At 57.4% G+C, this 23,902-nt stretch carries 17 protein-coding genes; 11 read left to right on the top strand and 6 right to left on the bottom strand.

The window, feature by feature from the left end; translation table 11 throughout:
* Positions 1–27 precede the first annotated feature (27 nt).
* Together xylB and xylA are read right to left on the bottom strand one after the other, a co-directional pair.
* Positions 28–1,482 (bottom strand): xylulokinase, encoded by a 1,455-nt coding sequence (xylB, locus tag RTU33_RS09170; protein ID WP_312626818.1) that lies wholly within the window; start codon positions 1,480–1,482, stop codon positions 28–30.
* A gap of 100 nt (positions 1,483–1,582) precedes the next feature.
* Entirely contained in the window at positions 1,583–2,905 is a 1,323-nt protein-coding gene (xylA, locus tag RTU33_RS09165) for a xylose isomerase (protein ID WP_312626817.1), read from the bottom strand.
* 369 nt (positions 2,906–3,274) lie between these two features.
* Here xylA and xylF point away from each other — a divergent pair, with 369 nt between their 5' ends.
* The 4 genes from xylF to xylR all read left to right on the top strand — a co-directional run bounded on the left by xylF (position 3,275) and on the right by xylR (position 8,279).
* Positions 3,275–4,267: a D-xylose ABC transporter substrate-binding protein gene (gene xylF, locus RTU33_RS09160; RefSeq protein WP_312626955.1), complete on the top strand. Its 993-nt coding sequence runs from the start codon at positions 3,275–3,277 to the stop codon at positions 4,265–4,267.
* A 61-nt stretch (positions 4,268–4,328) separates the two neighbouring features.
* The gene (locus RTU33_RS09155; RefSeq protein ID WP_312626816.1) at positions 4,329–5,870 is read left to right on the top strand and encodes a xylose ABC transporter ATP-binding protein; all 1,542 of its coding nucleotides are present in this window, start codon (positions 4,329–4,331) and stop codon (positions 5,868–5,870) included.
* Positions 5,848–7,029 carry a xylose ABC transporter permease XylH gene (xylH, locus tag RTU33_RS09150; RefSeq protein WP_312626815.1) on the top strand — a complete coding sequence of 394 codons (1,182 nt, stop codon included), beginning with the start codon at positions 5,848–5,850 and terminating at the stop codon, positions 7,027–7,029. The genes RTU33_RS09155 and xylH overlap by 23 nt, the downstream gene beginning before the upstream one ends.
* Positions 7,030–7,100: 71 nt before the next feature.
* On the top strand, positions 7,101–8,279 hold the full coding sequence (gene xylR, locus RTU33_RS09145) for a D-xylose utilization transcriptional activator XylR (RefSeq protein WP_312626813.1): 1,179 nt from the start codon (positions 7,101–7,103) through the stop codon (positions 8,277–8,279).
* A 152-nt stretch (positions 8,280–8,431) separates the two neighbouring features.
* Here the strand turns inward: xylR and RTU33_RS09140 are convergent, their stop codons facing one another.
* Complete coding sequence (locus tag RTU33_RS09140; protein WP_312626811.1) at positions 8,432–9,259, bottom strand: protein bax; 828 nt, start codon at positions 9,257–9,259, stop codon at positions 8,432–8,434.
* Between the two features lie 314 nt (positions 9,260–9,573).
* On the opposite strand from RTU33_RS09140, the gene RTU33_RS09135 reads away from it, so the two are divergent.
* From RTU33_RS09135 to RTU33_RS09120, 4 genes are all read left to right on the top strand, one after another.
* Complete coding sequence (locus RTU33_RS09135; RefSeq protein ID WP_312626810.1) at positions 9,574–11,607, top strand: alpha-amylase; 2,034 nt, start codon at positions 9,574–9,576, stop codon at positions 11,605–11,607.
* 152 nt (positions 11,608–11,759) lie between these two features.
* The gene (gene avtA / locus RTU33_RS09130; RefSeq protein ID WP_312626809.1) at positions 11,760–13,016 is read left to right on the top strand and encodes a valine--pyruvate transaminase; all 1,257 of its coding nucleotides are present in this window, start codon (positions 11,760–11,762) and stop codon (positions 13,014–13,016) included.
* Between the two features lie 355 nt (positions 13,017–13,371).
* On the top strand, positions 13,372–14,589 hold the full coding sequence (locus RTU33_RS09125; protein ID WP_312626808.1) for a collagen-like triple helix repeat-containing protein: 1,218 nt from the start codon (positions 13,372–13,374) through the stop codon (positions 14,587–14,589).
* An 87-nt stretch (positions 14,590–14,676) separates the two neighbouring features.
* The gene (locus RTU33_RS09120) at positions 14,677–16,392 is read left to right on the top strand and encodes a ShlB/FhaC/HecB family hemolysin secretion/activation protein (RefSeq protein ID WP_312626806.1); all 1,716 of its coding nucleotides are present in this window, start codon (positions 14,677–14,679) and stop codon (positions 16,390–16,392) included.
* Positions 16,393–16,546: 154 nt separating this feature from the next.
* Here the strand turns inward: RTU33_RS09120 and RTU33_RS09115 are convergent, their stop codons facing one another.
* Positions 16,547–17,038: an REP-associated tyrosine transposase gene (locus RTU33_RS09115; RefSeq protein WP_312626805.1), complete on the bottom strand. Its 492-nt coding sequence runs from the start codon at positions 17,036–17,038 to the stop codon at positions 16,547–16,549.
* A gap of 317 nt (positions 17,039–17,355) precedes the next feature.
* Here RTU33_RS09115 and RTU33_RS09110 point away from each other — a divergent pair, with 317 nt between their 5' ends.
* Genes RTU33_RS09110 through RTU33_RS09100 form a run of 3 tightly spaced genes read left to right on the top strand, consistent with a single transcriptional unit; the run spans position 17,356 to position 20,554 of the window.
* Complete coding sequence (locus tag RTU33_RS09110) at positions 17,356–17,811, top strand: MarR family transcriptional regulator (protein WP_312626804.1); 456 nt, start codon at positions 17,356–17,358, stop codon at positions 17,809–17,811.
* A 15-nt stretch (positions 17,812–17,826) separates the two neighbouring features.
* On the top strand, positions 17,827–19,005 hold the full coding sequence (locus RTU33_RS09105; protein ID WP_312626803.1) for an efflux RND transporter periplasmic adaptor subunit: 1,179 nt from the start codon (positions 17,827–17,829) through the stop codon (positions 19,003–19,005).
* A 10-nt stretch (positions 19,006–19,015) separates the two neighbouring features.
* Positions 19,016–20,554 (top strand): DHA2 family efflux MFS transporter permease subunit, encoded by a 1,539-nt coding sequence (locus tag RTU33_RS09100; protein WP_312626801.1) that lies wholly within the window; start codon positions 19,016–19,018, stop codon positions 20,552–20,554.
* Between the two features lie 92 nt (positions 20,555–20,646).
* Here the strand turns inward: RTU33_RS09100 and selB are convergent, their stop codons facing one another.
* Both selB and selA read right to left on the bottom strand, forming a co-directional pair.
* Entirely contained in the window at positions 20,647–22,503 is a 1,857-nt protein-coding gene (gene selB, locus RTU33_RS09095) for a selenocysteine-specific translation elongation factor (protein WP_312626799.1), read from the bottom strand.
* Positions 22,500–23,888: an L-seryl-tRNA(Sec) selenium transferase gene (gene selA / locus RTU33_RS09090; RefSeq protein ID WP_312626798.1), complete on the bottom strand. Its 1,389-nt coding sequence runs from the start codon at positions 23,886–23,888 to the stop codon at positions 22,500–22,502. The genes selB and selA overlap by 4 nt, the downstream gene beginning before the upstream one ends.
* Between the last annotated feature and the right edge of the window lie 14 nt (positions 23,889–23,902).

The following is a 23,902-nucleotide window of genomic DNA, read 5'->3' as shown; positions in this document are numbered from 1 at the left end:
GTCAAAAAAGGACAGCTAAACGCTGCTTCAGGACATCAGCGGCTTGAGCTGCTGATAAAGCTGGCGGAAGGTTTCGCGACGTGGCGCATAGGCGGCATGCTGCGGCGCATCAGGCTGATGCGTCTGCTCCAGCGTGAGCTGCGGCAGCAGGTCGGTATACGGTTTACCGGGATGCAGGGCAAGCTGAGCAAGGCGCGCGGCACCCAGTGCGGGCCCCACGTCGCCACCGGTACGGTATTCCAGCGCGATACCGCTGATATCCGCCAGCATTTGCCGCCAGTAGGCACTGCGGGCACCGCCGCCTATCAGCGTCACGCTGTCTGGCTTAATGCCGCAGTCGTGAACAACGTCCATACCGTCAGCCAGCGCAAAGCCCACACCTTCCAGTACTGCCAGCGCCAGCTCCGCCGGGCCATGTTGATGGGTCAGACCGAAAAATACGCCCTTCGCATTCGGGTTGTTGTGTGGCGTGCGCTCGCCGGACAGGTACGGTAAAAACCACACCGGATCGGCATTTTTATCTGCCGTTTGCGCGGCAGCCAGCAGTGCAGGAACGTCGCCGATCCCGGTCAGTTTCGCGGCCCAGTCAAGGCATGAGGCTGCACTTAGCATCACCGACATCAGATGCCATCGGCCGGGCAAGGCGTGGCAGAAGCTGTGCACCGCGCTCTCAGGCTTGCTGAGAAAACCGTTGCTGACGGCAAAATAAACCCCCGACGTACCCAGCGATAACATGGCCTGGCCCGCGTCGACCATGCCGACGCCAACTGCACCCGCAGCATTATCGCCACCACCTGCAACAACGGGCACCGCAGGCATATTCCAGGCCTGGGCTACCGACGGCAAAAGCGCGCCGGTGATGTCGCAGCCCTCAAACAAGGCAGGCATGTTATCGCGCGTTAAGCCGCACGCCTGAAGCATCTCGTCGCTCCAGTCACGCTTTGCCACGTCCATCCACATCGTGCCCGCCGCGTCCGACATATCGCTGGCGAAATCGCCGGTCATGCGCAGACGAAGATAATCTTTTGGCAACAGCACCTTATCCACTTTGCGGAACACATCTGGTTCGTGGCGCTGTACCCACAGCAGCTTCGGTGCCGTAAAGCCAGGCATCATCAGGTTGCCGGTAATTTCCCGCGAGCGAGGGACAGCCTTTTCAAGCATGACGCACTCTTCAGCGCAGCGCCCGTCGTTCCACAAAATGGCCGGACGCAGCACGCGCTGATGCTTATCAAGCAGCGTTGCGCCATGCATTTGCCCGGCAATGCTCAGGGCTTTCACTCCGGCGAGAGAATGCTGAGCGCCTAACGCTTTCATCGCGCTATCCGTAGCCCGCCACCAGCTCTCAGGATCCTGTTCCGACCACAGCGGAGACGGACGCGAGACCGTGAGCTTTTCCGTCTGCGTTGCCAACAAATCACCCTGCTCGCTGAGCAGAATGACTTTTACCCCGGATGTGCCGAGGTCGATCCCGATGTACATAGTGGCTTCTCCATAATCAACGTGCCGGGCGGCGCTACGCTTGCACCGGCCTACAGATTTTGTAGGCCCGGTAAGCATCGCGCCACCGGGCGATCAGGTATTACTTATCAAACAGATAATGGTTAACCAGGTTCTCCAGCAGCTCCTGATGCCCGCTATGGTGCTGCGGAGCAAGGCTGTGCTGCTCGGCATATTTAGCAATATCGGTCAGCGACATCTGCCCTTTCAGGATCTGCTGGCCCAGTTCGCCATTCCAGCCCGCATAGCGGCGCGCCACGCGCTTGTCGAGCTCACCGTCTTCAATCATGCGGGCCGCCACCTTCAGTGCCAGCGCCATGGTGTCCATGGCACCAATATGACCGTAGAACAGATCATATTTATCGGTGCTCTGGCGACGTACTTTGGCATCAAAGTTCAGGCCGCCGGTGGTAAAACCACCCGCTTTGATAATTTCATACATCACCAGCGCATTTTCTTCCACGCTGTTCGGGAACTGATCGGTATCCCAACCAAGCTGCGCATCGCCGCGGTTGGCGTCCACTGAGCCGAACAGCCCCAGCGCGATAGCCGTGGCAATTTCATGGTGGAACGAATGTCCCGCGAGCGTCGCGTGGTTGGCCTCGATATTGAGCTTAATCTCTTTTTCCAGACCAAACTGCTTCAGGAAGCCATAAACGGTCGCCGCATCATAGTCGTACTGGTGCTTGGTCGGTTCCTGCGGCTTCGGCTCAATAAGCAACGTGCCACGGAAGCCAATTTTGTGTTTGTGCTCAACCACCATCTGCATGAAGCGGCCAATCTGTTCACGCTCCTGGCGCAGGTCGGTATTCAGCAGCGTTTCATACCCTTCACGCCCGCCCCACAGGACGTAGTTTTCGCCACCGAGCTGATGGGTGGCGTTCATTGCCGTCACCACCTGCGTGGCGGCCCAGCTGAACACTTCCGGATCCGGATTGGTGGCGGCACCTGCGCCGTAGCGCGGATGGGTGAAGCAGTTGGCGGTGCCCCACAGCAGCTTCACGCCGCTTTGCTGCTGCTTTTCGGCCAGCACATCGACCATCTGCGCAAAGTTATTAAGATATTCCTTCAGCGAGGCGCCCTCTGGCGACACGTCCACGTCGTGGAAGCAGTAGTACGGCACGTTCAGCTTGTGGAAGAATTCAAACGCCACGTCAGCCTTACGCTTTGCCAGCGCCAGCGCTTCGCCGGGCTGCTGCCACGGACGGTCAAACGAGCCCACGCCAAACATATCTGCGCCATTCCAGCAGAAGGTATGCCAGTAGCACGCCGCGAACCGCAGGTGATCTTCCATGCGCTTGCCGAGCACCAGCTCGTCCGGATTGTAGTGGCGGAAAGCCAGCGGATTTTGCGATGTCGGGCCTTCATAGCGAACACGATCGAGTTGGTCGAAATAAGCTTGCATAATTGAACTCCATTAGACGCGGCGAATACCAGGTTGTGCAGTAATACTGTTACCTGATTTGCGGTTGCTCAATTACGTTATTTCACACTGCGATTAAGAGAATCCACAAACGTGCGCTGGCTCGCAAAATATCCGCCACGCTTTTCTTTTACGATCGCGCTTCCATACATCCATGCAACAAAAGGCTGAAACGATTTAAAATTCGATCGCGGTCATAATTCGGAAAATAAACCAAATATCGTAATCAGAAGATAAAAATCTGTAATTGCCATAAATCTCGACCGTGCTAAAAATTTGCAGCGTGTCCATCGTGCTTGTTTCTTTTTTCACCAGTATCACCCCTACGTACCGACAAAAGGCCCTACGATGATGAAAATGAAAAAACTTTGCCTCACGCTTTGCGCCTCGCTGCTGCTGACAAGCTTTGCGGGTATCGCTAAGGAAGTCAAAATCGGCATGGCGATCGACGACCTGCGTCTTGAACGCTGGCAAAAAGATCGTGATATCTTTGTGAATAAAGCCGAATCTTTAGGTGCAAAAGTATTTGTACAATCTGCTAACGGCAATGAAGAAACGCAAATGTCGCAGATTGAAAATATGATTAACCGCGGCGTGGATGTATTAGTCATTATTCCTTACAACGGTCAGGTATTAAGCAACGTTATTAAAGAAGCAAAACAGGAAGGCATTAAAGTGCTGGCCTATGACCGTATGATTAATAATGCTGATATTGATTTCTATATTTCCTTTGATAACGAAAAAGTCGGTGAAATGCAGGCACAAAGCCTCATTAATAAAGTCCCTGAAGGTAACTACTTCCTGATGGGCGGATCACCGGTGGATAACAATGCGAAGCTGTTCCGTGCCGGGCAAATGAAAGTCTTAAAACCGTATATCGACAACGGCAAAATTAAAGTCGTGGGCGATCAGTGGGCCGACGGCTGGCTGCCGGAAAACGCGCTAAAAATCATGGAAAATGCGCTGACCGCCAACAACAACAAAATTGATGCTGTCGTCGCCTCCAACGATGCCACTGCCGGGGGCGCAATCCAGGCGCTGAGCGCGCAGGGCCTGGCAGGGAAAGTCGCCATTTCCGGCCAGGATGCCGACCTGGCCGGCGTAAAACGCATTATTGCGGGCACCCAGACGATGACCGTATATAAACCCATTACTCAGCTTGCCACCACCGCCGCAGAAATTGCGGTTGAGCTTGGCAACGGTCAGCAGCCGAAATCAGACGCCACGCTCAACAATGGCCTGAAAGAAGTGCCCGCGCGCCTGCTCACACCCATTGAGGTCAATAAAACCAATATTGACGCCACCGTGATTAAAGACGGTTTCCACAAAAAGAGTGAACTGTAATTCCGCGGTCCCTCTCAGGAGGGGCATTTGCTTATGACGTGGAACATGACGTGGAGCCGCCATGCCTTATTTACTTGAAATGAAAAGCATCACCAAAACCTTCGGGGTGGTGAAGGCGATAGACAACGTCAGCCTGCGCCTGAACGCCGGGGAAGTGGTTTCCCTGTGCGGCGAGAACGGTTCAGGCAAGTCGACGCTAATGAAAGTGCTGTGCGGTATTTACCCGCACGGCAGCTTCGAAGGTGAGATTATCTTTGCCGGGGAGCCGCTGGAGGCAGGGCACATTCGCGACACTGAACGCCGGGGCATTGCCATCATTCACCAGGAGCTGGCGCTGGTTAAGCATCTGACCGTGCTGGAAAACATCTTTTTAGGCGCAGAGATCACCCGCCACGGGATTCTTGATTACGATCAGATGACCCTGCGCTGCGAAAAGCTGCTCGCACAGGTCAGTCTTGCCATTTCGCCCGACACACGCGTCGGTGATTTAGGGCTTGGGCAGCAGCAGCTGGTCGAAATCGCCAAGGCGCTGAACAAACAGGTCCGGCTGCTGATTCTGGACGAACCCACGGCCTCGCTCACCGAGCAGGAAACCGCTGTGCTGCTGAATATTATTCGCGACCTGCAAAACCACGGCATCGCCTGCATCTACATCTCCCACAAGCTTAACGAGGTGAAGGCTATTTCCGATACCATCTGCGTGATCCGCGATGGCCAACATATCGGCACCCGGGACGCCACCGGCATGAGCGAAGACGACATCATCACCATGATGGTCGGCCGTGAGCTGACGGCCCTTTACCCGAACGAACCTCACACGCCGGGGGACGAAATCCTCCGTATTGAGCACCTCACCGCCTGGCATCCGGTAAATCGTCATATTAAACGGGTCAATGACATCTCCTTCTCACTACGGCGCGGAGAAATTCTGGGTATCGCGGGTCTTGTCGGTGCGGGGAGAACTGAGGCCGTACAGTGCCTGTTTGGCGTCTGGCGTGGCCGTTGGGAAGGCAAAGTGTTTATCGACGGCAAAGCGGTGAACATCGCTAACTGTCAGCAGGCGATTGCCCACGGCATCGCAATGGTGCCAGAAGATCGTAAAAAAGACGGCATCGTGCCGGTGATGGCGGTGGGGAAAAATATTACCCTCGCCGCGCTCGACCAGTTTTCGGGGCCGCTTAGCGCACTGGACGATGCAGCAGAGCAAAACTGCATCCTGAACTCCCTTTCCCGGCTGAAGGTGAAAACCTCCTCACCGGAGCTGGCGATTGGCCGCCTCAGCGGCGGGAACCAGCAGAAGGCCATTTTAGCCCGCAGCCTGCTGCTTAACCCCCGCATTCTGATCCTCGACGAGCCCACTCGCGGCATCGATATCGGCGCGAAATACGAAATCTACAAACTGATTAATCAACTGGTGCAGCAGGGCATCGCGGTGATCGTCATCTCTTCCGAACTGCCGGAAGTGCTGGGCCTGAGCGACCGCGTGCTGGTGATGCACGAAGGCAAACTGAAAGCGGACCTGGTCAACCATCAGTTGACCCAGGAACAAGTGATGGAAGCGGCCCTGAGGAGTGAACGCCATGTCGAAAAACACGCCGTCTGAACTGAAGCTGGATGCGTCAGCGCCCGCCACCTTTGCGGGGCTAAAGACGCTTAATTTGCAGGTATTTGTGATGATCGCCGCGATCGTTGTCATCATGCTGTTCTTTACCTGGACCACCGACGGCTCGTACCTCAGCGCACGTAACGTCTCGAACCTGCTGCGCCAGACCGCCATCACCGGCATTCTGGCGGTGGGGATGGTGTTTGTGATTATCTCGGCGGAAATCGACCTGTCGGTCGGGTCGATGATGGGCCTGCTCGGCGGCGCGGCGGCAATTTTTGACGTCTGGCTGGGCTGGCCTCTGCCGCTGACGATTATCGTCACTCTGGCGCTGGGCCTGGTGCTCGGTGCATGGAACGGATGGTGGGTCGCCTACCGCAAAGTCCCGTCGTTTATCGTCACGCTTGCCGGGATGCTGGCGTTTCGCGGCATCCTGATTGGTATCACCAACGGCACCACCGTTTCCCCTACCAGCCCGGCGATGTCGCAAATTGGTCAGAGCTACCTGCCGGACGGCGTCGGTTTCATCATCGGCGTTGTCGGGCTGATGGCGTTTGTCGCCTGGCAGTGGCGTGGGCGCATGCGCCGCCAGTCGCTGGGGTTAACGAATTCAGCGTCCACTGGCGTCGTGGGTCGCCAGGCGTTAACTGCGGTGATTGCCCTTGGGGCCATCTGGATGCTGAACGACTATCGCGGCGTGCCCACCCCGGTGCTCATTCTCGCCCTGCTTCTGCTGGCGGGCATGTTTATGGCAACCCGTACGGCGTTTGGCCGCCGCATCTATGCCATTGGCGGCAATCTTGAAGCAGCGCGCCTGTCGGGCATTAACGTGGAGCGCACGAAGCTCGCCGTCTTCGCCATCAACGGCCTGATGGTGGCTATCGCCGGGCTGATCCTGAGCTCACGTCTGGGGGCAGGCTCGCCTTCGGCAGGGAACATTGCCGAGCTGGATGCTATCGCCGCCTGCGTCATTGGCGGCACCAGCCTGGCGGGTGGCGTGGGCAGCGTCGCGGGTGCGGTAATGGGGGCGTTTATTATGTCCGCGCTGGACAACGGAATGAGCATGATGGACGTACCGACTTTCTGGCAATATATCGTTAAGGGCGCCATTTTGCTGCTGGCGGTGTGGATGGACTCGGCCACCAAGCGGCGAACCTGATCGCAGCCATTTCCGCTACCATGGCGACACCCGCGGGTATCGCCATTCTTGCCTCTTCAGGAAAGCAAAACATGTTTGAAAAGCGCCACCGGGTCACGCTGTTATTCAACGCCAACAAAGCCTACGACCGCCAGGTTGTAGAGGGCGTGGGGGAATATTTACAGGCGTCGCAGTCGGAATGGGACATTTTTATTGAAGAGGATTTTCGCGCCCGTACTGAAAACATCAAAGAGTGGCTCGGCGATGGCGTGATTGCTGATTTTGACGACCCAATCATTGAGGCCATGCTCGCCGATGTGGACGTCCCTATCGTCGGCGTTGGCGGCTCTTATCACCATCCGGACAGCTACCCGGCGGTGCATTATATCGCCACGGACAATCATGCCCTGGTGGAGAGCGCCTTTTTGCACCTGAAAGAAAAAGGCGTGCATCGCTTTGCGTTTTACGGCCTGCCTGCCTCCAGCGGCAAGCGCTGGGCCGTGGAGCGAGAGCACGCGTTCTGCCAGATAGTGGCGAAGGAAAAATACCGCGGCGTGGTGTATCAGGGCCAGGAAACGGCCCCGGAAAACTGGCAGCATGCCCAGAACCGTCTGGCAGACTGGCTGCAAACGCTGCCGCCGCAAACAGGGATAATCGCCGTCACCGACGCCCGCGCGCGTCATATTTTGCAGGCCTGCGAGCATCTGCACATTCCGGTGCCGGAGAAGCTCTGCGTCATTGGTATCGATAACGAAGAGCTGACCCGCTATCTGTCACGCGTGGCGCTCTCCTCCGTGGCGCAGGGCACCCGCCAGATGGGCTATCAGGCGGCAAAACTGCTGCATCGCCTGCTGGATAATGAACGCCTGCCACTCCAGCGGCTGCTGGTGCCGCCAGTGCGCGTCATCGAACGCCGCTCTACGGACTACCGTTCCCTTGACGACCCGGCGGTGATTCAGGCCATGCACTACATCCGCAACAACGCCTGCAAGGGTATAAAGGTGGAGCAGGTGCTGGATGCGGTCGGGATTTCGCGCTCAAATCTGGAAAAACGATTTAAGGAAGAGGTGGGGGAAACCATTCACGCGGTGATCCACAGTGAGAAGCTGGAAAAGGCACGCAGTCTGCTGGTATCCACTTCGTTGTCTATTAACGAAATTTCGCAGATGTGCGGCTATCCGTCGCTACAGTATTTCTATTCGGTATTTAAAAAAGAGTACGACACCACGCCGAAGGAATACCGGGAACGTTTTGGGGAAACCCTTATTTAAAAAACAAAAAGTCAGAAAACAAAAACGCCTTCCGATGGAAGGCGTTTCAGGATACTGAGCGGTGATTGATGCCGGGTGGCGCTTCGCTGACCGGCCTACAAGACTTCTCACAGGCCCGTGCTAACGGAGTGCTGCCGGGCAATCTTTCCGCCTTACATATGCGCGGCAATCAGACGCTGGTTATCCTGGTACATACTGAACAGGTAGTTGTTGTAGCTTGAACCGCGCGTTGAATAGCCTTTCAGCTTGTGGATCATGGCGCTGGCGGTCACTTCCTGGTCCGTTTTGCGCAGCTGCGCACGGGACTTACGGAAAGAGTTGTAGGCCGGATGGGTGTTGAGATTCACCGCGTAAGCTTCAACCGATTCTTTCACCGATTCAAACTGCGAGTACCCTTTCACTTTCCCGTTACCCGCCTGGCACTTGCCTTTGACACACTTCATGCCAAACAGATTATTGTTGGCACGGGCAAGTTTCGACGTACCCCAGCCGCTTTCGGCTGCGGCCATGGTCGCAACCATGCTGCCAGGGATAATATCCACACGCTCAAGCAGCGAGTTCCACGGCACTTTACGCGTATTCCCGGACCAGCTGATTTTATAGCGCTTAGTAATATCCTTCAGGCGCGCACGCTCAGAAGGCGACCAGCGAGCGTCATACTGCTTGGAAACAAGCCAGTTACGATCGGCGGTGATAGCCGCATTTTGGCTGGTGATATAAGGCATTACGGTCCGGAGAAACGCTTTTTTACGAGGTGTTCCGGAAGGGTATTTTCGCAAATCAGGAAGTGAACTACTCTTTGCACTATTGCGAGAATACTCTTGTTTACTGCTAACCTTACTACTACTGCTTGCCTTTATTACCGGGGCTTTGTGACTCGTTGTTGCTGTGTGCGTCTTTGCCAGCACGCCACCTGAAAATATACAGGTGAGTAACATGAGTATCGTGGCCCCATATCGTCGAATGGGAGTCGATATCATCAGGTCTCCTGGTCGGATTAAATCAGTCCAACGTCTTGAATTATTCACATAACTGCGAAATGAATCGCGAATTGTACCAAAAATACCCTGCGAGCGCACCCCAAGAAATAGTCTAATTCCGAAACAATGTCACGCATAAAAGACTCTCATTCGGCTCACGGCGCTGAAATTGCAGGCTTTATCGCAGAAATTTTTGCGCTGATTAGAGCCCGATCGCTCACCCTGCGTCGTCATCCCCCTAAATGCAGCCAAAGGAGGAGTGATGGCATCGTACCGGCTGGCAAAATGCCCAAAAACTGACACAGGTGAACGGAATGAAACTTGCTGCTCTGACCCTGCTGCTTCTGCCCGGCATAGCCGCTGCCGCCTGGAGCACGCCGGACTTTCCCGCTTTCACACCTGAAGGCAGCGGAACATTCATCAGTCAAAAATCGCTGGCGAAGGGTACGCGCCCTCTGACATTAAATTTTGACCAACAGTGCTGGCAGCCCGCTTCCGCGATCAAACTCAATGAAATGCTCTCGCTTAAGCCTTGTCAGGGCAGCGCTCCGCAATGGCGACTGTTTCGCGATGGGGTTTACACCCTGACGATCGACACCCGTTCCGGCACGCCCACGCTGATGCTAAGCGTCAAAAGCGAGACCCGCGACGCCGCGAAAGTGGAGGTTCGCCAGTGCCCGCGCGGGAATGGCAAACCGCTGACGCTTGATGTAGCCAAAACCTTTGCAGAAGGCAGCAAAGTCCGCGATTTTTACAGCGGGCAGACGGCCACCGTCAGCGGCGGCAAAATAACGCTCCAGCCTGCGGAGGGCAGCAACGGGCTTCTGCTGCTGGAAAATGCACAAACCAGCCAGCCTGCCCCTTTCAGCTGGCACAACGCCACCGTCTATTTTGTGCTCACCGACCGCTACGTGAACGGCAACCCACAGAACGACAGCAGCTATGGCCGCCACAAGGATGGTTTGCAGGAGATCGGCACATTTCACGGCGGCGACCTGCAGGGCCTCACCAGCAAGCTTGATTACCTTCACCAGCTTGGTGTGAACGCGCTGTGGATAAGCTCCCCGCTGGAACAAATTCACGGCTGGGTGGGCGGCGGTACCAAGGGTGATTTCCCGCATTATGCCTATCACGGCTATTACCCGATGGACTGGACAAAGCTCGACGCCAATATGGGTACGGAGGATGACCTGCATCGCCTTGTCGATGAGGCCCACAAGCGCGGCATCCGCATTCTGTTCGACGTCGTGATGAACCACACCGGCTACGCCACGCTCGCGGATATGCAGCAATACCAGTTTGGCACGCTCTACCTTAAGGGTGACGAGCTGAATAAGACGCTCGGAAAGCGCTGGACTGACTGGAAGCCCGGACTGGGCCAGAGCTGGCACAGCTTCAACGACTACATCAACTTCAGCGACAAAACCGCGTGGGCCAACTGGTGGGGGAAAAAGTGGATCCGTACCGATATCGGCGATTACGACAATCCCGGCTTTGACGATCTGACCATGTCGCTGGCCTTCCTTCCCGATCTCAAAACCGAATCTACCGTGGCATCCGGCCTGCCCATTTTTTATCAGCACAAACCCGATACCGCCGCCAAAGCCATTGCGGGCTTCACACCCCGGGATTACCTGACCCACTGGCTGAGCCAGTGGGTACGCGATTACGGCATTGATGGCTTCCGGGTGGATACCGCCAAACACGTTGAGCTTCCGGCGTGGGATCAGCTGAAAACCCAGGCCACGGCGGCGCTGGCTGAGTGGAAAAAAGCCAATCCCGACAAAGTTCTGGACGCAGCCCCGTTCTGGATGACCGGCGAAGCGTGGGGGCACGGCGTGATGCAGAGCGAGTATTACCGCCACGGTTTTGACGCGATGATCAACTTCGATTATCAGGATCAGGCCGCCAAAGCCGTGGACTGCCTGGCGAATATCGACCTGACCTGGCAGCAGATGGCCGACAAACTGCAACAGTTCAACGTCCTGAGCTATCTTTCCTCGCACGACACCCGACTGTTCCGCGAAGGCGGCAGCACGGCCGCCGAACTGCTGTTGCTGGCGCCAGGCGCCGTGCAGATTTTTTACGGTGATGAATCCGCCCGTCCGTTTGGCCCGACCGGTTCCGACCCGCTTCAGGGCACGCGTTCGGATATGAACTGGCAGGACGTCAGCGGAAAAGAAGCCGCCACGGTGACGCACTGGCAGAAACTTGGCCAGTTCCGCGCCCGCCATCCCGCCGTTGGGGCAGGCAGCCAGACCACACTCTCCTTACCGCAAGGTTATGGTTTCGTTCGCCAACACGGCGACGACAAAATAATGGTGGTATGGGCGGGAAAAGCAGACTGAATTTACCCTCTGCGTTAAAACAGAGGGTTATTCCACCCTGACATATGTATGCAGGATAAATAACCGGCACTGAATCCATTCACCCGTTTGCACCTCACAGTCGCAGGGGTTATGGTTAGCCCCTACCCAGAAGATCGACAGAACACCTGCATATGACTTTTTCACTTTTCGGCGACAAATTCACCCGTCATTCCGGTATCACCCGCCTGATGGAAGATCTTAACGATGGTCTGCGCACGCCAGGCGCCATCATGCTCGGCGGCGGTAACCCGGCGCAAATTCCGCAGATGAATGACTACTTCCACAATCTGCTGGCAGAGATGCTGGAAAGCGGCAAAGCCACCGAGGCGCTGTGCAACTACGACGGCCCGCAGGGGAAATCCGAACTGCTGTCCGCGCTGGCACAGATGCTGCGCGAAGAGCTCGGCTGGGATATCGGACCACAGAATATTGCACTGACTAACGGCAGTCAGAGCGCGTTTTTCTACTTGTTTAACCTCTTCGCAGGTCGCCGCGCCGACGGCAGCGTGCGCAAAGTGCTGTTCCCGCTGACGCCGGAGTATATCGGCTATGCCGATTCCGGTCTGGAAGACGATCTGTTTGTCTCAGCGCGTCCGAATATCGAGCTGCTGCCGGAGGGCCAGTTTAAATACCACGTTGATTTTGAGCACCTGCACGTCACCGAAGAAACCGGGATGATCTGCGTTTCCCGCCCAACTAACCCGACGGGCAACGTCATCACCGACGAAGAGTTAATGAAGCTCGACGTGCTGGCCAATCAGCACGGTATTCCGCTGGTCATTGATAATGCCTACGGCGTGCCGTTCCCGGGTATCATCTTCAGCGAAGCACGACCGCTGTGGAACCCGAACATCGTGCTGTGCATGAGCCTTTCCAAGCTTGGCCTGCCGGGCAGCCGCTGCGGCATCATCATTGCTAACGAGAAAATCATCAGCGCCATCAGCAACATGAACGGCATTATCAGCCTTGCGCCAGGCGGCATCGGCCCGGCGATGATGTGCGAGATGATCAAGCGTAAAGACCTGCTGCGCCTGTCCAAGACGGTCATCAAGCCGTTCTATTATCAGCGCGTACAGGAAACCATTGCGATTATTCGTCGCTACCTTCCGGAAGAGCGCTGCCTGATCCACAAACCGGAAGGGGCGATTTTCCTCTGGCTGTGGTTTAAAGACCTGCCGATCACCACCGAAATTCTTTATCAGCGCCTGAAGAAACGCGGCGTGCTGATGGTGCCGGGTGATTTCTTCTTCCCGGGTCTCGACAAACCCTGGCCGCATACGCATCAGTGCATGCGTATGAATTACGTTCCGGAAACGGAAAAAATCGAAGCCGGGGTGAAAATTCTCGCCGAAGAAATAGAAAAAGCCTGGGCCGAAAGCGGATGTTAAATAATAGTGGGTTCCGAATTTCAGGAGCCCATTTTTTCCGTGATCGATATCGTTAATTAAGGATATATCCTGATAACAATATTCCCTTCACGCCATTAAGAATCATCTCAAATTATTCGATGAATTAACGAGCGCTTTATTTCCGACACATGAATTTAGCAGCACTTAAATGAACACAATGATTTAACCAGCTGATTTTCAACCACTATAAAAAGCATTCATTTTACTCTCCCGGTTTATAAAAAAACGGCATTGCTATTATCCGTGTCTTCACCCTCCTCACAGGCACAACCCATTAATTTCCTCTTACACTGTTCTATACGCCGCCCGGCGTTTTAATCAGTGGAGTATTGTTATGGCCTCGAATAACGTTAGCCACTTAAGCGTTATCGCAGTGGCGGTACTGCTCGCATTTTCTCTTTCTGCCTGCAGCGGCAGCGGCGGAGGTTCACATTCCACCGCGAAAAATAATCCCACCACCGGCAGCAGCGGCTCGGGTTCTGACGACGGCAGCGGTGGTGGCACAACCGCCAACAACGGCGGCGGCGGCTCCGGAGGCGGGGGAACAGGCACTGGTGGTGGTGGCACAGGAACCGGAGGCGGAGGAACCGGCACTGGCGGAGACGGAACAGGCGCAGGAGGTGGTGATGGAACCGGCAACGGCTCCGGCGGCACCTCTACAGCTGCGCTGAATAACGTGCTCAGCGATACCGGCAAAACCGTCACCTCGGTCGGCAACACCGTCGATAGCCTGGGCAGCCAGTTGCCGACGGATAACCCGGTCACCTCAACCGTTTCCACCACGGTTAGCGGCGTAGGCAATGCGGTTTCTACCGTCGGAACGGGTGTCACGGCAGGCATTGGCAACCCAGCCAATGCTAACGGCCTCGGCACCACAACCAAAGGCGTTACCACAACCGTAACCTCACTGGGTGATACCGTCTCGACCGTCGGCACGGATCTGGCAAGCTCGACGTCCGGCACACCGCTTGGCGGCGTAACCGGCGTGGTAGGCAACGCCGTGAACAGCACCGGGCAGCTGGTGAGCAACACCGGCACCGGCCTGACCAACGTTGTAGATAGTCAGGGCGTGACCAAAGTGACCACCGATGCAACCAGCGCCGTGAATAAAACACTCGGCGGCGTGCAGGGCGTGACGCAACAGGTCGGCACCACGACCGGACTTGGTGCACCGGTGAACGGTTTGCTGACTCAGGTAGGTACGAGCGTGAGTCAGATCGGCACCAACGTCAGCGCCAGCAATTCCGGGCTGAACGGCGTGGGTCAGGTCGTCACTAACGTCGGTCAGACGGTAACGGATACCGGCGGCCTGGTGAAACCAACCACCACGACCACCCCGGCCGGCAGCGGCAACGTCTCAGCTAACGCCTCGGTTAATACCAATAACAACGGTCTGGTCGCCACCGTCGACACCACGGTTAACAACCTGACCGCAGGCCTGACCGCCAACGCAGGCACAACGACCACAACCAGCCAGAGCAGTACCAACAACAACCCGCTCGGTGGCCTGAACTCGCTTGTCGGCGGGATTCTGAAACCGAAACATAACTAAGACAGACGTTCTGTGCCCCCGCAAAGGGGGCACATTTCACAGCAGTGACGACCCGCGCAGACGGGGCTCAGAACAGGGATTGCACACATGATACAGCAACTTTATTACGCGCTGCCCGGGCTGCTTCTGCTAAGCCTTGCCCGCGCCGATACCTTGCCCGCACTGATCGATCCCACTAACCCGGCGAAAGCCTCACGCGACGTTGCGCCCCCCGCAGAACCGCGCCCTGAACCCAAAGTCACGATACAAAAACCAGAATCAAAGCTGACGCCGGATACGCCAATTCAGGTCGGGCATATCCAGTTTATCGGCGGTACCGTTTATCCGTTGAAATCACTGCTGGATCCCTTCCGTCCCTACGCACAAAAAACCGTGCCGCTGAAAACCATCATTGGGCTGGTGAATGATATTACCGCCCGCTATAAAGCCGACGGCTACCCGCTTTCGTATGCGTTTTTGCCCGATAACAACTTTCAGAACGGCAATATCAAAATTGTGCTGGTCGAAGGTTACGTGGCCCACAGTGATATCAACAGCAACAACCCGAATATCGCCGCACGGCTGAAACGGCTGGCGGAGAAGATCATGGCAGAGAAGCCGCTGACCCAGGACACCTTCGATCGCTACAGCCAGCTGATGACCCGTACGCCCGGCGTGCCCGTCGATACCAGCGCACAGCTGCCGAAGAATATCTACGGGGCCGCCGCCATGCAGGTCACCGGGCTACAGCCGCATATCTGGGATATCTCCTCGACGCTGGATACGCGCAAAGGGCAGAACCTGGCGCTGGTTAACGGCACGCTGAGTAATTTGACGAGCTACGGCGATCAGCTTGGTGTTGCCACGCTGATCCCGCTCGACAAGGACACCCGCAAAACCTATCTCGGCCTGAACTGGCAGCAGTTTCTCAATGACGAAGGGCTGACCATGCAGCTGAAGGGCAGCTACTACCATGAGGACCCGCGGGATTTCACGCCGCTGCTTTATTTGCCCAACGACATCGCCATTAACGCGCGGCAAAAAACGACGCAGTACAACGGCGGCGTGAGCTTTGGCTACCCGCTGATCCTCACCGGTAAAGAGCAGCTCAACCTGACCGGAGGCATGGATTACACCGACAAACGCAACGATTACGATCTCCAGGCGAATATTGCCGGGCAGAAGTATGGCCTCGACGCGCAGCATCAGCACGTGCGCTACCCGGCGCTGGAGTTTGGCGTCAACGGCGTGAAGGCGTTCGCCACCACCAGCCTCAGCGGCCGCTTTGCGGTACGCCAGGGTATTAACGATCTCGGTGCAGACGCCGCCCCGGCGCAAAATACTGACCTGAACTTCACGCTATGGAAAGGGAACGTGGATGCGGCCTGGATGATAAGCGAAAAATGGAAACTCTCCACCTCATGGGAAGGTGACTGGTCGGACAATGACCTGCCGGAACCCGAGCGCGTCAGTTTTGGCGCGCAGCGCTTCGGGCGCGGCTATCAGGACAGCGAAGCCAGCGGCGATTATGGCTACGGCGGGCAGGTGGAGCTGCGCTATCTGCACATGCGTAAAGAGAGCACGTGGCTCGCCACGGTGCAGCCCTATGTGCTGGCGGACACGGCGCAAACCTGGTTCAACCAGCCGGGCTTGCCGCACCAGCGCCTCGGCTCAATTGCCACCGGGATCATGGTTGGCGATAACCGACACTACAGCGTGACCGTTGAAGCGGCAAAGCCAGTCGGCGATGTGCCGACCGACAACCACAGCCGCGACTGGCGCTACAGCCTGACGGTCACCTGGAACTTTAACAATCTGCGCTGATTCAGGTCCAGGGCGATGACAAATTGCGGATATGGGTAATAGCGGAGCCGTGTGGCCTGTCAGCAACATCACAATGCCCGGCGGCACAAGCTTGCCGGGCCTACAAAGCCCTATACTTCACCGTAGGCCCGGTCAGCGACGCGCCACCGGGCAATTAAACTCGCTCTCCGGCTAAAAATTCGCTCACTTCTCCTGCCCAATCCTGCGGATAAAGTCCTTCACGAACATCACGGTAAAACGTTGAGAATGGCCAATCCTTTACTCGTTTAACCCATCCATGTTTCACGGGATTGATGTAGCAATAATCCACATGTCGGCGGTAATCCTCTTCGTTGCGAATCGTATGTTCCCAGAAGCGCGGTTGCCAGATATCACCCGACCCGATATCCCGTGAAAATCTCTTTTTGATATCCCGCCAGCGACCGGAGAAATCACAATCATCAACAGGTAGCGTCCAGATACAGTGCATATGTTCGGGTAAAATAACCCAGGCATTAATGTGAAATGGCCTCCGGCGTTTCACCTGTGCGATAGCATTTTTAAGATACATAATTTGATCGGTCAAAAGAGAGCTTTGCCTGTCTCTGAGATTTACCGTGAAGAACCATGTTCCACCCTTGATATAATTGCGGCGGTAATTCGACATACCTTACCTCCTTCATTACCCGGCATCGCCGGGGGGCGCCAAAGCTTACCCGGCCTACAATCGTATTCCTTATTGCATATCTGATTTAATGGCGACAATACGGCAAACTCGCCCGATCCACTTCCCCAAAATCTCCTTTCAGGAAAGCATCACGCAAACAACCTGTGCAGCAATGCAACCCGCGCCGTATTTTTCGACACTCACCGCAATTCCGCTTCCAGCGGCCGTTTGTCAATCTGTGTGCTTTACGCTGACGCTGTTTGACAATTCATGACCAGGCAGTAATCATTATTTTAATTACTGACCAGGCAGCTATCATGACTTCTTCCACCGCTTCTTCTGACAAAAACCTGCACCTTGGCCTGTTGTTCCATTTGGCAAACCAGTTTAAAGACCAGCTTATTGGCCACTATTTTTCCGGCAGCGGCATTACCGCTCCGCAATTTAAGGTGTTGATTAATATATTTAAAGGTAATACCAGCCCGGCAGAAATCTGCAAAAGCCTGCAAATGGATACCGGCGCCATGAGCCGGATGGTAGAGCGGATGGTGAAGAGCGATCTGATTGAGCGCCACCCCAACCCGCAGGACAAACGTCAGGTGATCCTGGCGCTGACCGCCAAAGGCCAGGCGCTGTGCGAAACCTTTCAAAATGAGGCGTTGAAAACCATTCTGGGCGAGTTAACCGCTCGCCTGACCACGGAAGAATCGCACCAGCTGACTCACCTGCTGATAAAAATGCTGCCGGATGAATTTACGGCCCCCCATCGCTAATAAAGGCCACACGCTATGTCTATGGAAAATACCGCTCCGGCACCTGAAAAACGCCCGAGTAAACGCAAACGCAACTTTGCGATCCTGTTCCTCGTGCTGATGCTGGCGGCGGCAGGTTGCCTCGCCTGGTATCTGCTTTATGCCCGCTATTACGAGTCCACTGACGATGCCTACGTCAACGGCAACCAGGTCACGCTGACGCCGCAGATTGCGGGCACCGTCACCCAGGTCAGCGTCGATGAAGGGGATTTTGTGCAGAAGGGCCAGCCGCTGGTGCTGCTCGATCCGAGCGACACCGAAATTGCGTTGCAGCAGGCCGAAGCCGATCTTGCCAGCACCGTGCGCCAGGTTCGCGGCCTGTACAGCACCGCGGATAACTACCGCGCGCAGGTGGCCGCGAAAAAAGTTGCCCTGCAAACCGCGCAGAGTGACTACGCCCGCCGGTTGAAAATCGCCGCTTCCGGGGCAATTGCCAGGGAAGATCTGGCCCACTACCGCGATGCCGTAACCAGCGCACAGAGCGATTTACTGGCCACCGAACAGGCACTGAAGACTAACCAGGCGATGATTGATAACACCGTTATCGACCAGCATCCGGAAATCAAAACCGCCGTCGCCACGCTTCGTCAGCGCTATCTGGATAACTCCCGCGCCACCATCGTCGCGCCGGTAAGCGGCTACGTCGCCAAACGCGCGGTGCAGCTCGGCATGCGGGTCACTTCAGGCACCACGCTGCTCGCCATCGTGCCGCTAAAGGAAGTGTGGGTGGACGCGAACTTCAAAGAGAGCCAGATGCAGGACATGCGCCTTGGCCAGAAAGTGACGCTGAATGCCGACCTGTACGGTGATGACGTGCAGTACCACGGCGTGATTGAGAGCCTGGGGATCGGCACCGGCAGCGCCTTCTCGCTGCTGCCAGCCCAGAACGCCAGTGGTAACTGGATCAAGATTGTGCAGCGTCTGCCGGTACGTATTGCCCTTGATGAACACGACATGCAGAAGCACCCGCTGCGTATCGGCCTGTCGATGAACGTGAAGGTGGATATCCGCGACGCCGACGGTCATCTGCTGCCGCAGAAAACGGTGGAGAAACCGCGCTTTACCACTGACGTATACGACACGCCGATGGCCGCTGCCGACAAGCTGGTCGCCAAAATTTTGCATGACAACAGCAGTGCTGTAGCCCAGCGCTAAGAGAGACGCTATGTCAGAGCCTAAGGCGGCCTTTACGCCGCCCAGCCTGTTTCTGGCGACGCTCGCGCTGTCGCTGGCCACCTTCATGCAGGTGCTGGACTCCACCATCGCCAACGTGGCGCTGCCGACCATTTCCGGCAACCTCGGGGTAAGCGCCGATCAGGGCACGTGGGTTATTACCTCCTTTGCGGTGTGTAACGCTATCGCCCTGCCGCTTACCGGCTGGTTTACCCGTCGCTTCGGCCAGCTGCGGCTGTTTATCGCCTCGGTGATGTTTTTCACGCTGACCTCATTCCTGTGCGGTTTCGCCCACAGTATGACGGAGCTGATTATCTTCCGCGCGCTGCAGGGCTTTTTCGCCGGGCCGATGTTCCCGATGTGTCAGACGCTGCTACTGGTGATTTTCCCGCCGATGAAGCGCAGCATGGCCCTGGCGCTGCTGTCGATGGTGACGGTCGTCGCGCCGATTGTCGGGCCGATTACCGGCGGCTGGATCACCGACAACTACTCCTGGCCGTGGATCTTCTACATCAACGTGCCGATCGGGATTTTCGCCTCCATCGTGGTGTGGACGCAGCTGCGCGGGCGTGAAGAAACCACCCAGTCGTCGCCCATCGACTACATCGGCATTATGCTGCTGGTGCTCGGCGTCGGGCTGCTGCAGGTGGTGCTGGATAAGGGCAACGACGAAGACTGGTTCTCTTCAACGCCGATTATCGTGATGTCGATTGTGTCTGCCATCAGCCTGGTCAGCTTCGTGATGTGGGAGCTGGGCGAACGCCATCCAATCGTCAACCTGCGCCTGTTTAAGGACCGCAACTTCGCCATCGGCACGCTGGCGCTGATGCTCGGTTACGCCGCGTTCTTCGCCATCAACATTATTCTGCCGCAGTGGCTGCAAACGCAGATGGGCTATACCGCCATCTGGGCCGGGCTTGCCGCCGCACCGATGGGCTTCTTGCCGCTGCTGCTGACGCCGATTGTGGGCCGCTACGCCACGCGCGTGGACCTGCGCCTGCTCTGTTCAATTTCATTCCTGACGATGGGCGTTTCGTGCCTGATGCGTGCGCAGTTCAACACCGACGTGGATTTCCGCACCATCGCGGGCGTGCAGATGTTCATGGGGATTGGCGTGGCGTTCTTCTTTATGCCACTGACCACGATCGTATTGTCGAACCTGCACGGTAACGAAGTGGCGGAAGGCTCGGGGCTCGCAACGTTCTTCCGCGTATTGGGCGGTTCGTTCGCTTCATCGCTCACTACGTGGATCTGGCAGCGCCGGGAGATTTTCCACCACGCGAACCTGACGGAGAGCATATCGCAGTACAACCCGGCAGCGGTGGATTACGTGCAGAAGATGGGTGGCCCCACGCAGCAGCATTTTGCGATTATCGACCAGACCATCACCCAGCAGGCCTACATGATGTCGACCATCGATTACTTCTGGATCCTTGGCTGGGGCTTTATGGGGCTGATCGTGATTATCTGGTTTACGCGCCCACCTTTTGTGAGAGCAGGTGCACCGGGCGCGTCTACGGCTGCGCATTAACTGAGATTGCCCGGCGGCGCTAACGCTTGCACGGGCCTACGGAACGCAACACCGTAGACCGGATAAGCGAAGCGCCATCCGGCATCGTGGTTTTAAGAGCGGTCACCGTCGTCAGGGAACAGCATCGCGTCGCGCAGCAGATGATCGTTGCCGCGACGGCGCGTGAAGCCGATGCGGTCGAAATACTCGAGGATCTGAATGGCCAGCTTGCGCCCGACGTTCAGGCTGTCGCGAAAATCTGCCGCACAGGTTGAGCCGCGTTCCTGATCCAGTTTGCGGATCAGTGCAGCAAACTGCACAATCCGATCGTTTCGGTAGTAACGATCTTTGACGATCGCCGTAATCATGCCCTGCTGCGCCGCCTGCCGCAGCGTGACGCGCATCTCCTGCTCATCGGCACCCGTTTCACGGGCGATATCCCGCACCCACCACGCTTCGTCACCAAACAGCGCCCCGGCTTTATGCCACAGCGCGGCCTGCTCGTCGGTGAACCCGGCTTTGTGATCCGGCAGATGCAGCCAGCCGTGATGGCTGGCGATAAGACCTGATGCGCGCATCTGCTCCAGCAGCGCCAGCACCAGCGCCTCATCCTCCATCGGCAATGCGATACGGCGCAGGCGTTCGCGGCCCGGGCCTGGCTCATCGCGATGCTGATCGTGATAAATCGTCAGCGCGTTCAGCAGCTTCTCCTGCCAGCGTGCGGCAAGTGTGGCGCTGAGAATACTGTCATCCGCGCGCAGCAATTCCGGCTTCGCGGTCATTTCAGTCAGACCTTCGTTGTTAAGCTGTCGCGCCCAGCCAAACTCACTCAGGCGAACCGCATCGCGCTGTAAATGTATCTCCAGCGCCTGCGCATCGGTTCCGGCATCGGCGAGCGTTGCCAGCCAGTTCAGATATTCCGGCTTGCGCTTGCCGCGACGCGGCGGGTTGAGCGTCACCACCCGTGCGCCCGCAAGCGTCACGCGGGCTGAGATATCGCGCAGCACCAGGCGGTCGTTGTCTGCCAGCCACAGCGGCGTGTCGAACACCAGCTCCGCCAGGTTGTTCTCCAGCAGCGAAACGCGCCCGGTAATGTGGCTCGCCGCGTGGTGGATATGCAGCGGCTGCCACTGGCTCAGAGGTGTGTGGCAGTGCAGCTCGACAATCACGCGTTCCATCGGTTCAGGTAGCTGCTGCGCCAGCAGCCAGTCGCCGCGCGTCAGATCGTCTTTCTGCGCATCGCCCGCAATATTCAGCGCAATACGCTGCCCGGCTCGGGCCTGTTCAACCGGCTGGTTCTGCGCGTGCAGGCCGCGCACGCGCATCGGTTTATTTACGCCCGTCAGCCACAGCGTATCACCCACGTTCACTTCACCCGACAGCGCAGTACCGGTCACCACCAGGCCCGCGCCTTTCACGGTGAAGGCACGGTCAATCGCCAGCCGGAAGCGCTGATGCTCCACGTGCTGACGTTCGGCCAGCTGTAAAAGATGGGCGCGCAGTTCATCAATGCCCTGCATTTGCGTGGCGGCGGTTTCAAACAGCGAAACGTTCTCAAAGCCGTATTCACGCAAAACATCCAGAATTTGCTGGCGAACTTCGGCGATACGGGCCGCATCCACGCGATCGGTTTTGGTTAGCGCGGCGGTCAGCGTCGGCTTGCCCGTCAGCTGTAAAATCGCCAGATGCTCGCGGGTCTGGGCCATCACGCCGTCGTCGCAGGCCACCACCAGCAGGGCATGATCGATGCCGCCGACGCCTGCCAGCATGTTCGCCAGAAACTTTTCGTGGCCCGGCACGTCGATAAACCCCGGCACGCGCCCGTCAGGCTGCGGCCAGTAGGCGTAGCCCAGATCGATGGTCATGCCGCGGGCTTTCTCTTCGGGCAGGTGCGAGGCGTTCACCCCGGTGATGGCCTCCAGCAGCGTGGTTTTGCCGTGGTCGACGTGCCCGGCGGTGGCGATAATCATTTCAGCAGGTTCTCCAGAAAGCGCGGTTCATCCTCAAGGCAGCGCAGGTCGAGCCACAGGCGCCCGTCATAAATGCGCCCGAGGACGGGAAGCGCCAGGCGACGCCAGCGTTCGGCAAGCGATTCAAGCGACGCACCGCGCCCGTCATTGGGGGTAAACGTCAGGGCGTGAGAAGGCAAACGATCGACCGGCAGCGAGCCGCTGCCAATCTGCGACAGGCAAGGCTCCAGCCGCACGGTAAAGTCGGGAAGCTGCGCCTGAAGCGGCGGCAGCAGGCGTTCGCCCAGCTCACGAATGTCGTTTTCAGCACGCGTCAGTAAGCGCAGCGTTGGCAGCGCCTGAGCAAGTTTTTCCGGGTGCAGATAGAGGCGCAGCGTGGCCTCCAGCGCCGCCAGGGTCATTTTATCGGCCCGCAGCGCACGCTTGAGCGGGTGGGATTGCAGCTTCGCAATGAGCTCCCGTTTGCCGACGATGATCCCCGCCTGCGGGCCGCCGAGCAGCTTGTCACCGGAGAAGCTCACCAGGCTCACGCCGCTGGCGATAAGCTCCTGCGGCATGGGCTCTTTCGGCAGGCCGTACTGGCTTAAATCTACCAGTGAACCGCTGCCCAAATCGGCCACCACGGGAATGCCGTGCTCGTCGCCGATGGCCGCCAGCTCCGCTTCGTCCACCGCTTTGGTGAAACCTTCGACGCTGTAGTTGCTGGTATGGACCTTCATCAGCAGCGCGGTGCTTTCATTAATGGCTACGCGGTAGTCCCGCGCGTGGGTGCGGTTGGTGGTGCCGACTTCATGCAGCACGCAGCCCGCCTGGCGCATCACATCGGGGATGCGGAACGCGCCGCCGATTTCCACCAGCTCACCGCGCGAAACCACCACTTCTTTGCCGCCCGCGGTTGCCGCCAGCATCAGCAGCACCGCCGCAGCGTTGTTATTGACGATACAGGCGTCTTCCGCGCCCGTCAGGCGGCAGAGCAGCTCCGCCAGCGCGCTGTCGCGATGCCCGCGCCCTGCGCCATCCAGCGAATATTCCAGCGTCACCGGAGAACGCATCACCTGGGCGACGGCCTCGACGGCGGCCTCAGCCTGAAGCGCACGCCCGAGATTGGTGTGCAAAACGGTGCCAGTGAGGTTAAACACCGGACGCAGCGGGGTTTGTGCATCAGCGGCCAGCCGCAAGGCGGCGGCCTGCGGCCAGTTCTGACACCAGTCCGGCAGCGTACCGTTTTCGCGAATAGCCGCGCGGGCCTCGTCCTGCATCTGACGCAGCACGGCCACGACCTGGCTGTGCCCGGCCTGTTCGACCAGCACGGTAAAAGAAGGATCGCGCAGCAGGCGATCGGTGGCTGGAATCTGACTGAAGAGCGAAGGATTTTCAGTGTTCATGAGTAAGCCTGTTG

The sequence above is a fragment of the Scandinavium sp. genome (assembly GCF_032012665.1).
GTDB lineage: Bacteria > Pseudomonadota > Gammaproteobacteria > Enterobacterales > Enterobacteriaceae > Scandinavium.
Note: the sequence above shows the minus strand (reverse complement) of the source record. Positions and strands in the feature narration are given on the sequence as shown.